At 72.1% G+C, this 13017-nt stretch carries 10 protein-coding genes; 7 read left to right on the plus strand and 3 right to left on the minus strand.

Going from position 1 to position 13017, the window contains the following annotated elements; genetic code table 11:
- Positions 1-67: 67 nt before the first annotated feature.
- Complete coding sequence (locus IH48_RS0111505; protein ID WP_078849639.1) at positions 68-3298, minus strand: TIM-barrel domain-containing protein; 3231 nt, start codon at positions 3296-3298, stop codon at positions 68-70.
- Positions 3299-3608: 310 nt separating this feature from the next.
- Entirely contained in the window at positions 3609-4805 is a 1197-nt protein-coding gene (locus tag IH48_RS0111510; protein WP_030902573.1) for an FAD-dependent monooxygenase, read from the minus strand.
- A 143-nt stretch (positions 4806-4948) separates the two neighbouring features.
- Here IH48_RS0111510 and IH48_RS0111515 point away from each other — a divergent pair, with 143 nt between their 5' ends.
- Entirely contained in the window at positions 4949-5722 is a 774-nt protein-coding gene (locus tag IH48_RS0111515; RefSeq protein ID WP_051839661.1) for a TetR/AcrR family transcriptional regulator, read from the plus strand.
- Between the two features lie 265 nt (positions 5723-5987).
- Here IH48_RS0111515 and IH48_RS0111520 read toward each other — a convergent pair whose 3' ends face one another.
- Positions 5988-6512: a TerD family protein gene (locus IH48_RS0111520; RefSeq protein WP_030902579.1), complete on the minus strand. Its 525-nt coding sequence runs from the start codon at positions 6510-6512 to the stop codon at positions 5988-5990.
- A gap of 131 nt (positions 6513-6643) precedes the next feature.
- Here IH48_RS0111520 and IH48_RS0111525 point away from each other — a divergent pair, with 131 nt between their 5' ends.
- The 6 genes from IH48_RS0111525 to IH48_RS0111550 all read left to right on the plus strand — a co-directional run bounded on the left by IH48_RS0111525 (position 6644) and on the right by IH48_RS0111550 (position 12940).
- On the plus strand, positions 6644-7249 hold the full coding sequence (locus IH48_RS0111525) for a YdbC family protein (protein WP_078849640.1): 606 nt from the start codon (positions 6644-6646) through the stop codon (positions 7247-7249).
- Positions 7250-7296: 47 nt separating this feature from the next.
- Complete coding sequence (locus IH48_RS0111530; protein WP_030902585.1) at positions 7297-7944, plus strand: histidine phosphatase family protein; 648 nt, start codon at positions 7297-7299, stop codon at positions 7942-7944.
- A gap of 50 nt (positions 7945-7994) precedes the next feature.
- The gene (locus IH48_RS0111535; protein ID WP_030902587.1) at positions 7995-8942 is read left to right on the plus strand and encodes an ADP-ribosylglycohydrolase family protein; all 948 of its coding nucleotides are present in this window, start codon (positions 7995-7997) and stop codon (positions 8940-8942) included.
- Between the two features lie 207 nt (positions 8943-9149).
- On the plus strand, positions 9150-9860 hold the full coding sequence (locus IH48_RS0111540) for a ribonuclease HII (protein WP_030902589.1): 711 nt from the start codon (positions 9150-9152) through the stop codon (positions 9858-9860).
- Between the two features lie 125 nt (positions 9861-9985).
- The gene (locus tag IH48_RS0111545; RefSeq protein WP_030902592.1) at positions 9986-10648 is read left to right on the plus strand and encodes a hypothetical protein; all 663 of its coding nucleotides are present in this window, start codon (positions 9986-9988) and stop codon (positions 10646-10648) included.
- A 132-nt stretch (positions 10649-10780) separates the two neighbouring features.
- A complete protein-coding gene (locus tag IH48_RS0111550) occupies positions 10781-12940 on the plus strand; it encodes a RecQ family ATP-dependent DNA helicase (RefSeq protein ID WP_030902596.1) in 2160 nt (719 codons plus the stop codon).
- The last annotated feature ends 77 nt before the right edge of the window (positions 12941-13017 follow it).

The following is a 13017-nucleotide window of genomic DNA, read 5'->3' on the forward strand; positions in this document are numbered from 1 at the left end:
GCCCCCGGAGCGGTTTCGCTCCGGGGGCCACGGCTTTTTCAGGAGGCTGCCTCAGTGGTGCGGCGGCTCAGTGGTACCTGACCTCCAGCGGACGGTGCACCGACTGCGCCGGTGCGTCGACGGTCAGGGTCCTCGAACCCGCGTCGAAGGACCAGTGGGAGGCGGAGACCCTCCGGCCGTTGACGAAGACCTGCTTCGGCGCGTGCGCGTTCACGAAGGAGACCGTCCACGCGCGGTGGGAGACCTGGCCCTTGAACGAGCGTGACGCCCGGGCGATCGTGACCGTGTGGTTCGCTCCGCGCTCGGCGTAGCGGATCGCCGTCGTGGCGCTCTGCCTGCTGTCGGCCGTGGTGCCGTTGTCCTCGTAGAGGCTCGTGGAGCCCGACGCGCCCTGCGCCACCGTGACTGTCGCCCTGGTGAGCGGGTTCTGGACGTCATTGGCGACGTGGCCGGTGCGCGTCGTCATGATGCCGCCCGACTTGATGAAGACGGGCATCGAGTCCAGGCCGGTGGTGATCTTCTGCGTGGTGCCTCCCGCGTACGTCTTGCCGGTGAAGTAGTCGGTCCACGAGGAGCCGGCCGGGAACCAGACGGACGTCGTGGCGGAGTCGCCGGGCGTGGTCACCGGGGCGACCAGCACGTCGGGGCCGTAGAAGTACTCGCTGCCCGCCGTCGCGTACGCGTCCTGGCTCTCCGGGTACTGCACGTAGGTCGGCCGCACGACGGGGGTACCGGTGCGGTTGGCCTGCTCGGAGAGGCTGTACGTGTACGGGACGAGGTCTTCGCGCAGGTTGAGGAACTTCTCGGCCGACTTGTCGGCGGCCGGGCCGTACTGCCAGGGCAGCCGGTCGGCGTGGTTGCCGTGCAGGCGGTCCACCGGCTGGAAGGTGCCCAGCTGCACCCAGCGCGCGTACAGGTCGTCGGGCAGCTTGGTGGTGCCGGGTTCGGCGCCCTTGGCCTGTGTGCCGTCGTTGTTGAACCCGCCGATGTCGTGCGACACGTTGGACAGTCCGGTCGACGCCGACTCGCCCGGCGTGTAGCCGACCTCGAACTTGAGGGTGGCCCAGCTGGACGTGGAGTCGCCGGTGAAGTGCGCGGTGGTGCGCTTGTCGGCCCAGGGGCCCGTCGGCAGGCCGTGCGGGTTGTAGTTGCCCTGCGGCAGCGCGCCGAACGCCCGGGAGAGCGCGAAGGAGCGCTCGCCGTTCTTCGCCGAGTCGTCGGCGTACTGCTGGTTGATCCACGCGTCCGGCGTGACACCGCCGAGGGACGAGACGGACGCGTCGCAGCACCAGTCCAGCCACCAGACGTCCACGCCGGCCTCGTCCAGGGGCTCGTGCAGGTCGAAGTACGCCTTGAGCTGGTCGGGGTCGCCCCAGTCGAAGGTGTAGGTGTTGTTCCCGCTGTCCTTCAGCTTCCCCTTGGCCGTGGCCTGCGCCTGGGCGAACCTGGGGTCGTCACCGGAGATGCTCGGGTGGATGTTGAGCGAGTTGTGCAGGCCCTGGGCGGCCGACCAGTCGAAGAACGCCTTGGGGTCGGGGAACTTCTTCGGGTCCATCTCCCAGCCGTCCCAGGTGCTCGGCGACTTGAAGTCCGTGTCGGTCACCAGGACGTCGAGCGGGACGCCGTCCTTGCGGAACTTGGGCACGATGGTGTTCTCGTAGTCCGCGGCGCTGCGGTCGTAGTACTCGGAGTACCAGACGCCGTAGGCCCAGCGCGGCAGCAGTGCTGAGGGTCCCGTCAGGGTGGCGAGGTCGGACAGGCCCTGCCGGTAGTCGTGTCCGTAGCCGAACACGTACCCGTCCTGGTAGCCCTTGCCCCCGTGGTCGCCCCGCTGCCTGACCTTCTGCGTGGCGTTGTCGAAGATCGCGGAGGGGGTGTCGTCGAGCAGCGTCCAGCCGTCCTGGTAGAGCAGGCCGGGCGTCGTGGGCGCCTCGCCGTTGACGCCGTCGAGGCTGCGGCGGTACCCGCCGAGCGGCGCGTGCGGGGACAGCAGCGGCGAGGTGCGTGAGGTGACCGCCGCGGTGTCGAGGTTGACGCGGCAGCCGTCGTCCTCGGGGCAGCCGACGGTCACGTCGTTGGCCCCCGCGGTCAGGTGCACCGGGACGGTGGCCGTGCGCCAGGCGTCCCAGTCGCTCGTTGCGGCGAGCGAGGCCTTGACCGGGTCCGCCGCACCCACCTTGACGGAGATGTCACGGGCGGCGCCGCTCGCGTCGCCGTTGGAGTAACGCAGCTGGAGGGAGTAGTCGCCGGCCCTGGGCACGTCGACGACGTGCAGGGTGTCCCGCGCGTCCGAGGATTCGAGCCCGGCCACGAAGCCGCGGCCCGAGTAGCCGTTGTGGTCGGACTTGAGTGCGGCGGAGCCGCCGAGGCCCGCGGTCTCGGCCTCGCAGAGTGTGCCGAAGGAGCAGTCCTCGGCCTTCGGCGCCGCGGGGTCCGGGTAGGGTGCCCCTGGGGCGAGGATGGCAACGTTGTCAAGATTGACGTTGCCGGAGTCTGCCGCAGTGCGGGCGAAGGTGACGGTGTGGGTGCCGGCCGACAGGTCCAGCGTGACCGACGCGGTGGACCAGGTGTCCCAGCTCGCGGTCTTCGGGAGCGTCAGCGTCTTGGCGGCGCCGCCGTCCGCCGACACGCTCAGGGTGCGGTCCTCGTCCCCACCGTCGCCGCCGACCGCGTTCGCGTAGCGGGTGGCGACCTGGTAGGTGCCGGTCTTCGGGACGGTGACGGAGAACGACAGGGAGTTGCCCGTCGACCGGAAGCCCGCCGCGAAGCCGGAGCCGGTGTAACCGGAGTGGTCCATGGCGACGCCGACGCCGTTCAGGGTCTGGTCCTCCGCCTCGCACCGCGTCCCGGCGGCGCAGACCGGCGCGTTCGGCCAGGGGGCGGCGGTGACCGACTGCTTGCCGGCCTTCTCCGTCACCTCCAGGTTGTCCGCGGTGAACTTCCCGGAGCCGACCTTGTACGTCAGCGTCATGGCGCTCGTGCGGATCGTCAGCACGCCGTGATGCGTCGACGACGTGAACGGGGTCCTGCCGAATGTGTCGCGGCCGATGGCGTTGAAGGTCGCGGCGTCGACGAACTTCGCGTCCCCCGCGTACTCGGTGCGGATGAGTGTCGGGGAGAGGACCTCGAACCGGGCGTCGCCCGAAACGACCTCAGAACGCGCGGCGCTGTGTCCGCGAGCCGCCTGCGCGGCCCCCGCCGCCTGTGCGGGGGACCCGGCGGCCCCCAGGGCCACCAGGACGCCGGCCGCGGCAGCGGCCGCCGTGATCTTGTGACGTTGTCGCCATCTGTGAGCCATGGAACCCGGTACTCCTTCGGTATCTCCTGGAGGGGGTACTCCGACTTCTGACAACGATGTCAGAAATCGATGAGGCAGCAGCCGGGACGCGCACCACCGGGGTGCGGAAAAGGGTGTGGGAGCGTCTCGAAGCGCCAGTGCGAATACGGCGGTTGCCGGCGGGACACGTCGTCCGAGCCATCCGCGACCGCCCCTCGACCGGCACCGGTACCTCAGATCATGTTCCCTTCAATATCAACCCACGGCGCCAGGCGTCGTCAATACGTCGGTGCGGCCGCGAAGGTCGCTCGACGGGCGGCCCGCCGCTGCGTCAGAAGGTGTATGACGGCAGCTCGATGTTCGATGCGAGCGATTTCGTGCTCGCGATGAGCGCCCTCCTGACCAGGGATCTGCGGAACATGGCGTTGCGCAGGCGCAGCCTGGCCGCCGTCGAGGGCGCCAGGAACTCGCCCGGGTTGGCGCCCCTCTGCCAGACGGCCGCATAGCGGCGCAGCCTCGCCTCGTACGCGGGCAGCGCCACGTGGTGGTCGCCGCGGGCGGCGGCGAGTTCGCCGGCCAGGACGTACGCGCCGACCAGGCCCGTCCCCACGCCCATGCCGCCGAGCGTTACACCCCAGGCCGCGTCGCCGAGCAGGGCGAACCTTCCCGCCGTCCATGAGGGCACCGACACGCGGCTGATGGAGTCGAAGTAGAGCTCGCGTGCGTCGTCCAGCGTGGACAGCAGGTCCGGGACGTGCCACGGCAGACCGTCGAACGCTCTCTTGATCAGCGCCTTGTGCGCCTGGGCGTCGTGCCAGTCGTGGGTGACGGGCGGGCAGGAGAACACGAGAAACGCTCCCGCCCGGCTCTCGTCGCGTCCGTCCGCGCCGGCACTCGCCATCCTGCCGGGGACGTTGAACTGCTCGGCTTCCGGGCTCCACCCGCGCGTGTTCGGGAACTCCCAGCCGGCGAGGCAGTGGCCGAGGTGGCGCACGAAGCGCGACTCGGGTCCAAGGGCGATGCGGCGTATGCACGAGTGCAGACCGTCCGCGCCGACCACCAGGTCCACCGTGCGCGACGCGCCGCGTGCGAAGTCCACGCGAACGCCTCGCGGCGTCTCGTTCAGATCCGTCACGGTGTCGCCGAAGATGTACTCGGCGTGTGGCTTGCTGCACTCGTACAGCACGCGTGACAGGTCGGCGCGGCGGACCTCGATCTCGCCGCCGGCGAATTCGGCGGGCAACGTGAAGATCTCGCGGCCCTGCGCGTCAACGCACCGCATGGCGCCGCCATGGGTCTGAAGGGATCGCAACTCGTCGAGTATGCCCATCCGCTTCAGTACTCCGAGGTGCGCGGAGCCGCGGAAGTCGACGGCGAACCCGCCGCCGCGGAGGGTCGGGGCCACTTCGACCACGGTGACGTCTGCACCGTGATGGGTGAGCCAGTGGGCGAGGGCGGGGCCTGCCACGCCCGCGCCCGAGATCAGGATCCGTTTGCCCCGCAGTCGAGACGTGCCGGTGCCGGTCATGGGAACCTCCCCGGGAAAGAAACTGTGTACCGTGGACACAGTGTACTGTAGACACAGTTATTGGAGGTCGGCAAGAGGTGTTGGCAGGCGCGGTGGCCGGCCATGAGGCCGTTGGCCGGTGGGACGGTCGGATGGGAGCGGGCATGACGGGCGCGGGTGGCGATCGGGCGGCGGTGCTCGAACTGCTGTGGGGGCGGCCCGCAGGGGCGCCCCGGCGTGGACCGCGCCCCACGCTGACACTCGACACGATCGCCCGTGCGGCGATCGGTATCGCGGACCAGGACGGCCTTGCGGGACTGACCATGCAGCGTGTGGCGGCCGCCCTCGGCGTCACGAAGATGGCCCTCTATCGATACGTGCCGGGGAAGGAAGAGCTGGTCGCGCTCATGATCGAGGCGGCACTCGGCTCGCCGCCCGGAGCGGACGCCGTGACGGGTGGATGGCGGGTTCGCCTCGACGACTGGGCGCACCGGCTGTACGAACGGTTCGCAGACCATCCGTGGGCACTGGAGGCGGCGGTCGGCGCACGGCCCATGGGGCCGAACGAACTCGGCTGGATGGAGAGAGCTCTGGCCGCGCTCGCGGGCTGCGGCCTGGAGGGCGGGGAGAAGCTGGACGTCGCGGTGGTGCTCGTCGGCCACGTCCGGATGATCGCGCAGCAAGCAGCGGCCGTACCCGGAGGCGGGGCGGAGGAGGCCATGGCGGCCGGGATCGCGCCGCTCCTCGCGAGCCGGGAGGAAGTCTTCCCCGAGCTCGCCGACGCTTTCGCCTCCGCCGCCGAGCATGCGTCGCACAGCCAGGCGCTCGAATTCGGCCTCGCGCGGATCCTCGACGGTGTCGAACTGCTCGTGGCGGGACGGCAACGAGAGCTCGACGCGCCACGTCGCCCCGACGGCGGGCACGCGAGGCAGCACTGATCGCACACCGCGCCGAAGGGCGCGTACGGCGCGACCCGCGCCCCGCGTCGGTAGCGCACCGGGCCGCGTGCCGGCGCTGAGCGACGGGGGCCGGACGCCGAGCATCAGGTGCGGCCAGGCCGACGTCCGCATCGTCCTTGGCCGGACGGCGTCTCCGGATCACGGGACTCCGACCCGTCGGCGCATAGGCGGCCAGGTGGCCGTCCGTGGGCCGACGGGGATGGGGCCCAGGGGCCCGGTCAGGGGCGGGCTCGCCGCGGGGCGGTCAGGCCTCGCCCATCCTGCGTGCGAACGTCTGCGGGTCGGCGTCGAAGCCGCGCACGTCCGGGCGGAAGCTCCAGGCCCCGGCCCGTTCCCGGAAGAACTCGGCGAGTGCGGCGCCCTTGGCGTCGGGCACCTCCGCGAAGTCGAAGCGTGCCAGTTCGTCGTGGTCCTCGACGATGCGTACCTCCGGGTCGGCTACCTCGCCGAACGTCCGCTCGCCGTCGCCCTGCTGGATCGCGACGCCGACGACCACCCGCGTGTACGCGTCACTCAAGCGGTCCAGTTCGAGCGTCATCTCCTCGTCCGTGCCGAGGCCCTGGCCCGTCCTGCTGTCGCGGTTCAGCGTGATCGTCCCGTCGGGTGAGCGGCTGTCGAAGTGGACCACGTACACGGGCTCCCCATGCGGCGCGTCCGCCGCGAACACCCCGGCGATCAGGTCGAGATCGTGGTCGGGGGCACCCAGCGGGCTCGGGTCCCAGCGGAGCATGACCTCGACCTTCGACAGTCCCTTGTTGGCGTTGCCCACCGCTCTGCCCTCCCCCTCGAAGCGCGCCGGCGCTTCCTCGTGGCACCTCAAAGAGTAGTACCGGCCGCTGACAACGGTCCGCCGAACCCGGAACGTGACCGGCGCCACGCCACGGGCCGTACGATGGCGCGGTGCTGGTCAAGTGGACTCGCTGCACCGTGCTCGACCGTCGTGGGTTCGAACGCGGGCAGCGCAAGTGGGCGGGGTTGCTCGGTGAACCGGGTTTTCGGGGGCAAGGCGGGGGATGGAGCAGGATACGTCCCGGTGTGGCCCACGTCTTCGCGTTCTGGGAGAGCCGGGCGTTCTACGACTCGTTCATGGCGCGCTCCCACGACCGCCTCGCCTCCGGTCAGGCGGGCACGTTCACGGACGCCCAGGTGAAGCTGTTCGACCACCGTTTCGACGTGAAGACGGGCTTCGAGCCCCGCTTCACCGACGCGGACGTCGTGAGGATCGCGCACAGCAGGGTGCACGAGGAGCGCGTCGAGCACTTCGCGCTCATGCAGGAGAAGGTCTGGAACCCGGCGATGGCCGGCTCTCCCGGCATGGTGCGCGGGCTGTTCGGCGACGCGCCGGGCAACGAGTTCCTCGTGCTCTCGATGTGGCAGTCGGCCGCCGAGCACGGCAAGTACCGCGTGGAGCGCGTCGAACGCCTGACACTGCGCGCGCAGACGGCGACGGACGTCGCGGCGCTCGCGGGGGACATTGTCGACCTCGAAGCGCCCTGGACGGTGTGACGCACCGAACCGCGCCGCACCGAGCCGCGCCGCTTAGGGTCGGTGTCATGGCACGACCCAGGCGCATCATCCTCGTCAGGCACGGCGAGTCCGAGGGCAACGCCGACGACTCGGTGTACGAGCGCGTCCCCGACCACGCACTGAGCCTGACGGAGCGCGGCGTGCGCCAGGCCGAGGCAACGGGCAAGCGGCTGCGGGACGAGTTGGGCGACGGGCGCGTCAGCGCCTACGTGTCCCCGTACCTGCGCACCCACCAGACGCTGCGGGCCTTCGCGCTGGACCGGTGCCTCGTACGGGTCAGGGAGGAGCCCCGCCTGCGGGAGCAGGACTGGGGCAACTGGCAGGACCGCGACGACGTGCGGCTGCAGAAGGCCCACCGGGACGCGTACGGCCACTTCTTCTACCGCTTCGCGCAGGGCGAGTCGGGCGCGGACGTCTACGACAGGGTCGGCGCCTTCCTGGAAAGTCTGCACCGCGGGTTCGAGCAGCCGGACTCGCCGCCGAACGTGCTGATCGTCACGCACGGCCTGACGATGCGGCTGTTCTGCATGCGGTGGTTCCACTGGACGGTCGCCGAGTTCGAGGCCCTGTCCAACCCGGGCAACGGGGAGACCAGGAGCCTGCTGCTCGGCGAGGACGGGACGTACGCGCTCGACCGCCCCTTCGCCAGGTGGCGCGAGCCGGCGGAGCCGTAGGGTTTCGCGCACGGGCCAGGACGCGCGCGTGCGGTTAGATTGGCAGGGCGATGACCGCTGACCACACACCCGGACGACCGGCCCCGCCGGAGACCGTACCCGACGCCACTTCCCCCGAGAACCGCTACGCGCGTGCCCTGGCATCCCTGCGGGGGCTGTCCGTCGGGGACGCCCTCGGCTCCCAGTACTTCGTGCCCGGGAACCATCCGCTGCTGAAGCGGCGCGAGACGCCGCCGGGCGCCTGGCAGTGGACCGACGACACCGAGATGGCCGCCTCCGTGCTCGCCGTGCTCGCCGCGCACCGCCGGGTCGACCAGGACGCGCTGGCGCACTCCTTCGCCGAGCACCACGACTTCGACCGCGGTTACGGCCCCGCCGTCAACCGCATGCTGCGGCTGATCCGCGAGGGCGGCGACTGGCGTGCCCTCGCCTCCGGTCTTTTCGACGGGCAGGGGTCGTGGGGCAACGGGGCTGCCATGCGCATCGCCCCGCTGGGCGCCTGGTACGCCGACGACCCGGAGCAGGCCACCCACCAGGCCGAGATCTCCGCGTACACCACCCACCAGCACCGCGAGGCCGTCGCGGGCGCGATCGCGGTGGCCGCCGCCGCGGCACTGGCGGCGGACCCGGCCGGCCCGCCCGGGCCCGAGGCGCTGCTCGACGGCATCGTGGCCCTGGTGCCGCGCAGCGCGGTGGGCCAGGGGCTGCGCAGGGCGCGCGACATGCTGGACTACGGCGACCCGGGCACGGTGGCCGCCGTCCTCGGCTGCGGCCGCCGCACCAGCGCCCACGACACCGTGCCGTTCGCGCTGTGGTCGGCTGCGCGCGCGCTCGGTGACTTCGAAGGCGGCTTCTGGACCACCGCGCAGGCCGGCGGCGATGTCGACACGACCTGCGCGATCTTCGGGGGAGTGGTCGCCTCGTGCGGCGCGGGTGCGCCGCCGGCGGAATGGGCCGCGCGCACGGAACCCTTGCCGGCCTGGCTGCGGGGGAGCTGACGCCGCTCCCGGCAGGCCTGCCCGGACGAGTGGGCCAACGGCGAACCGGCGTGCGTCACCCACCGCGTGAGGCTGCCGCCGCCCCGTTCGCACGGCGGCAGCCCGTGAGCGGCGCGGTGGCCGCCAACCACCTGGTCGACCGGGGCCCGCGCCGACGGGCCCCCCGGCTGTCGTGGCGCGTGCCCGCGGCGTACGCTTGCTCGCGCTATGCCGTACGAAGCACCCACGCACACCGTCGAGCGCTCGCTCCGCGCCACCACGGGCGCCAAGATCGTGGCGGGTATCGACGAGGTCGGCCGCGGTGCGTGGGCGGGCCCCGTGACGGTGTGCGCGGCCGTCACCGGACTGCGCAGGGCCCCCAAGGGGCTCACCGATTCCAAACTCCTGACGCCGAAGCGGCGCACCGAACTGGCCGCCGTGCTCGACGGCTGGGTCACCTGCCACGCGCTGGGACACGCGTCGCCCGAGGAGATCGACGCCGTGGGGATGACCGCCGCCCTGAGGCTGGCGGCCGTCCGGGCGCTGGAAGCGTTGCCCGTGGTGCCCGACGCGGTGATACTCGACGGCAAGCACGACTACCTCGGCGGGCCCTGGCGCGTCCGTACGGTCATCAAGGGCGATCAGTCCTGCGTGTCCGTCGCGGCCGCCTCCGTGCTCGCCAAGGTCCGCAGGGACGCGATGATGGCCGAACTCGGGGGCACCGCCGCCGAGTACGCGCCGTTCGCCTTCGACGACAACGCCGGCTATCCCTCGCCGGTGCACCGGGTGGCGCTCGAGGAGTGGGGGCCGACACCGCACCACAGGCTCTCGTGGGCCTACCTCGACGCGCTGCCCCGCTGGCGCCATCTGAAGAAGACGCGTGTCCCCGCACCGCCCGGCGCACCAGAGGACGGGGTCCAACTCGGTCTCGATTTCTGAACCTTCCGAACAAAGCCTTCTGTTCCTGTGCCTTACGGACACAACATGGGTACAGCCGCAGACATGGGCACAAATGTGCCCACCCGCCGATGCCTTACCGGTCGGCGTTTGATACACATCCAGTCATGCCTCTCCCACCCGAGGAGCCTCAGATTCACGAGAGAGCCCAGGGTCCCCGCGCGACACCGGCCGCAGGCCGCACAGCGCCGACCCCACGTCCCGTACCCGGTCCGCGCCCCGTGCCGGGGCCGCGATCGGCGGCCACGCCGCGGCCCGGACGCCCGGGCCCCGGTCCCGCGAGGCCGGCCGCGCCGCCGGCGCAGCGCTCGCACTCCTCCGCGGGGCAGCCCAAGGCGCCCGCCGGTGACACGCCCGCCGGGAAGGCGGCCGCCACGCCGTCCTCCAGGCCTCAGATCCAGCTCATCCCCGCGTCCGCGGACGGAGCGCTCGACGCCGCGGAGGAAGCGGTGGACCTGCTGCTCGACTCGGGCCGCGCGCCCGGTGACGTCCTGGTGTTCACCACGGGCGAGCAGCATCCGTGGGCGACCCACGAACTCTCCTTCGGGGAGGCGTCCTACTGGGCTCAGCACGACGCGCGCGAGGATGTGTTCTTCGCCGACGGCGCGGCCGTCTCGCGTGCGCGTCCGCGGCCCGTGGTCGTCGTCGCCGTCAACGGTGAGGAAGCCGCGGCCCAGGTGCTGCCGCCGGCGCTCGAGCGCGCGACGGCGCTGCTCGTCGTGTGCGGCGATCCGCAGAGGATCAACGCCGTGCTCGGCGCGGGCGTCTGAGGGGAAAGCCTCTGATCCGCAGGTGACCGGCCGGCCTCGCCCCTGAGAAGTCAAGGGCGGCGGCCGGACCGTCGGATCCCCGCTGATGGGGTGGATTGGCCGATTGTCCGAGCCATCGGGTTGCATGGGGGCATGGACGATCCGCAGCTGCGCGCCGAAGCCGATGCCATCCTCGCCGAGCTTGTCGGCGACCCCGGGGGTTCGGCGAGACTGCGGGAGGACCAGTGGCAGGCCGTGGCCGCCCTCGTCCGGGAGCGTCGGCGTGCGCTGGTGGTGCAGCGCACCGGCTGGGGCAAGTCGGCGGTGTACTTCGTCGCCACCGCGCTGCTGCGCAGGCGGGGCTCGGGTCCGACGGTGATCGTCTCGCCGCTTCTCGCGCTGATGCGCAACCAGGTCGAGTCGGCGGCGCGAGCCGGTATCCGCGCGCGCACCATCAACTCGGCCAATCCCGAGGAGTGGGACACCATCCACGCCGAGGTGGAGCGCGGTGAGACCGACGTTCTCCTCGTGAGTCCCGAACGCCTCAACTCCGTGGACTTCCGCGAGAACCTGCTGCCCGGGCTCGCGGCCACGACCGGCCTGCTGGTGGTCGACGAGGCGCACTGCATCTCCGACTGGGGCCACGACTTCCGCCCCGACTACCGCCGCCTGCGGGCGATGCTCGCCGAGCTGTCGCCCGGCGTGCCCGTTCTCGCCACCACGGCGACCGCCAACGCGCGCGTCACCGCGGACGTCGCCGAGCAGCTGGGGACCGGCGCGGGCGAGGCCCTTGTGCTGCGCGGTCCGCTGGACCGGGAGAGCCTGCGGCTCGGCGTGGTCCGGCTGCCGGACGCCGCGCACCGCATGGCCTGGCTCGCGGAGCACCTCGACGAATTGCCCGGGTCCGGGATCGTCTACGCCCTCACCGTCGCCGCGGCCGAGGAGGCCACCGCCTTCCTCCGCGGGCGCGGCTTCCGGGTGGCCTCGTACACGGGGCGCACGGAGAACGCCGACCGGCTCCAGGCTGAGGCCGACCTGCAGCAGAACCGGGTCAAGGCGCTGGTGGCGACCTCGGCACTCGGGATGGGCTTCGACAAGCCCGACCTCGGGTTCGTGGTCCATCTCGGTTCGCCCTCGTCGCCGATCGCCTACTACCAGCAGGTCGGACGGGCCGGGCGCGGCGTCGCCCACGCCGACGTGCTGCTGCTGCCCGGCAAGGAGGACGAGGCGATCTGGCGCTACTTCGCCGACACGGCCTTCCCGCCCGAGGCACAGGTGCGCCAGACCCTCTCCGCTCTCGGCGACGCGGGCAGGCCGCTCTCCTCCGTGGCGCTTGAGGCCTTGGTGGACCTGCGGCGAAGCCGGCTGGAGACGATGCTCAAGGTGCTGGACGTCGACGGCGCGGTGCGGCGGGTGAAGGGCGGCTGGACGGCCACCGGGGCCGACTGGGCCTACGACGCCGAGCGCTACGCGTGGGTAGCACGGCAGCGGGCGGCCGAGCAGCAGGCCATGCGGGACTACGTGAGCACGACCGGCTGCCGGATGGAGTTCCTGCGTCGGCAGCTGGACGACGAGGGCGCGGCCCCCTGCGGACGCTGCGACAACTGCGCGGGTGCCTGGGCCGACGCTTCCGTCTCGGCCGAGACGCTGACGGGGGCGGCGAAGGAGCTCGACCGTCCGGGGATCGAGGTCGAGCCGCGCCGCATGTGGCCGACGGGGATGCCCGCGCTCGGCATCGACCTCAAGGGGCGGATCCCGGCCAAGGAGCAGGCCTCCACCGGGCGGGCCCTGGGGCGGCTGTCGGACATCGGCTGGGGCAACCGGCTGCGCCCACTGCTGGCGGAGAGCGCGCCGGACGGGCCGGTGCCCGACGATGTCCTGCGGGCCGCGGTCGCGGTACTCGCCGACTGGGCAAGGTCCCCGGGCGGCTGGGCACCGGACGTGCAGGACGCATCCGCCCGGCCCGTGGGCGTCGTCGCCGTGCCGTCCCTCGCCCGTCCACGGCTCGTCGACTCACTCGCCCGGGGAATCGCGGACATCGGCCGCCTCCCCTTCCTCGGCACCCTGACGCACACCGGGCCGGACGGCGTGCGCGCGCCGCACCGCTCCAACTCCGCCCAGCGCCTGAAGGCGCTGTCCGGGACGTTCGGCGTCGACGGGGAACTCGCAGCCGCCCTGTCGGACTCGGCGGGCCCCGTCCTGCTCGTGGACGACTGCACGGACTCCGGCTGGACTCTCGCCGTCGCTGCGCGCCTGCTGCGCCGGGCGGGCGGCGGGGACGTGCTCCCGCTGGTCCTCGCCGCGGCAGGCTGACGCCGTACACGTGACGGCAGGTCAGCGTCCGGCGCATCCCGGTGGTTCTGCTTCACCCCCTTCGACATGGCCGGAAC

Source organism: Streptomyces sp. NRRL F-5126, assembly GCF_000721265.1.
Lineage (GTDB): Bacteria > Actinomycetota > Actinomycetes > Streptomycetales > Streptomycetaceae > Streptomyces.